Origin of the sequence: Bradyrhizobium sp. PRIMUS42, from assembly GCF_023006515.1 — a bacterium.
Classification (GTDB): Bacteria; Pseudomonadota; Alphaproteobacteria; order Rhizobiales; family Xanthobacteraceae; genus Bradyrhizobium.
Genome location: NZ_JALBGZ010000902.1, coordinates 1 through 2,188 on the forward strand (window position 1 = coordinate 1; position 2,188 = coordinate 2,188).

General features: G+C 65.3%; 1 protein-coding gene and 1 pseudogene. Both read right to left on the bottom strand.

Features of this window, described 5'->3' with window-relative positions; translation table 11 throughout:
- Positions 1–146 (bottom strand): annotated as a pseudogene (locus tag MOV75_RS42795) (organic solvent ABC transporter substrate-binding protein); the annotation flags it as partial.
- 146 nt (positions 147–292) lie between these two features.
- Positions 293–2,188, bottom strand: a 1,896-nt coding sequence (locus tag MOV75_RS35415) for an acetate--CoA ligase family protein (protein ID WP_247007666.1), incomplete at its 5' end; no start/stop codon positions are given.

The window sequence follows — 2,188 nt, forward strand, 5'->3', positions numbered from 1 at the left end:
CTGGCGGACCCGCCCTCGAACACCACACGCAACTGGCTGCGGCTCTGGATCGTGCGCCATTTCTGCACGCCGAGCAGGCCGCCGAACGCGACGGCGATCACCGCCAGCGTCGCCGTTCCGATCACCAGATTGCTCGCGCGTGCCATGAGGGGAAGGTTTTACGGCCAAAGCAGGGAAGTTGGAAGGAGGCCGTAATGGTACGTAGGGCGGGTTAGCGAAGCGTAACCCGCCGTTTTTGCCTCCCCAGCCGTGCAAGTTGGCGGATTACGCAGGCGCTAATCCGCCCTACGGCTCAATGCCCGGCGGCACGTTCTGCCGCGGCGTTGTTCAGCACGATCAGGGCATCGACGGCGACGCCCGTCCTGGTGTTGATCAGGAACGGGTTGATGTCGATCGAGGCGATCCGGTCGCCGGCATCTGCGATCAGATTGGACAGGCCGACCAATGCCTTCACCGCGGAGGCCTCGTGCAAGGCCGGCTTGCCACGATAGCCGCGCATCTTGATTCCGGCCTTGGTGCGACCGATCAGGAGCCGCGCCTCGGCCTCGTCCAGCGGCGCGCCGGCGAGCGCGACGTCCTTCATCAACTCGATGTCGATGCCGCCGGTGCCGAACAGCACGACCGGGCCCATCTCGGCATCGAGCGAGGCGCCGACCACCAGCTCGAGCTCGGCCTTGACCTGTTGCGCGATCAGAATGCCATCGAGCTTCGGCTTGCCTTTCAGCTTCGCCACCCGTGCTGTGATGTCGCCGAACGCCTTCTTCACCTCGGCGGCATTGTTGAGGTTCAGCACGACCCCGCCGATGTCGGATTTGTGCAGGATCTCCGCGCTGACGAGCTTTGCCACGACCGGAAAGCCGATCTGCTTGGCGATCTTTGCGGCTTCCGCCGCGGTCTGTGCGATCGCCTCCTTGGAGATCGGAATGCCATAGGCCTTCAGGAGCTTCTTCGAGGCGACCTCGTCGAGCGCGGCACCGCTTGTCGATCTCAACGCCTTCTCCAGCACGGCGCGTGCGGCGGGTTTCGAGCTCGAGACGACGTCGGGCACCTCCTTGCGCAGCTTGGCGTAGTCGAGCAGCGACTTGATCGCGGTCACCGCCCGGTCCATGCCCTGCATGACCGCGAGATGCGGCAGCGATTTGCGCAAGCTCTTGGTGAATTCGGTGAAGCCGATCGACATCGCGCTGATATAGATCACCGGCTTTGCGGCCTTGCTCGCCATCTCGTTGACGATGCGCAAATTGCGCTCGCGCAGCTCATGCGGCGCCTTGGGCAGCTCGGCGTCGATGATGATAATGTCGATGTCGGGATCGTCGATCATCAGCTTGATCGACTTCATGTAGACGGAGGGATCGACCACGGCGGCAAAGCCGGCGTCGAGCGGATTGCCGACGATCGAGCCCGGTCCGAGCATTTTGGCCAGCTCCGACCTCACATAAGCGACCACCGCAAAGCCGCGCCCGGCCTCACCGGCGCGCGCCGCCTCGATGGTGGCGTTGAGCGCCAGAAGATTGGTCTGGCCCGCGATCTGGCTGATGAGCTCAACCACGTCCCCGATGCGGCCGGCGGCCTTGGCCAGCTCGCCGACATGGTCGTTGGTCCGCCCTGCCTGCTGCACCGCTTCGCCGGCAATGCGCGCGGAGTCCTGCACCTGCCGGCTGATCTCGTCGACCGACGAGGCCATCTCCTCGGCCGCCGCGGCGACGGTCTGCACGTTGGTGGAAGCCTGTTCGGAGGCGGCCGCGACGGTCGCGGTGACCTTTTCCGATTGATCGGCCGTGCTGGTCAGCGTTCCCGCGGACACTTCCAGTTCGGACGACGCCGATGACACCGTGTTGATGACATCGCCGATCATGGCTTCGAACTCGCGCGCGATCTGGTCCATGCGCTGGCTGCGCCGGAGCTTCGCGTCGGCCTCGATTGCGGCTGCCTCGTCGGCTTCCTTCTTGGCGAGCAGCGAATCCTTGAAGTGCTGCAGCGACCCTGCCACCTGGCTGATCTCGTCATCGCGACCCGTCGCGGGGATCTCGACCTCGTGCTGTCCGGCTGCGAGCGTTCCGATCACCTCGGCCAGCTTCGCAAGCGGCGTCACGACGCGGCGGCGCAGCATCATGGTCACGCCGGCGAGTGTGCCGAGCAATGCCAGCACGACGACGCCTGCGAGCGCCAGCATCGCCAGCGCGCCATC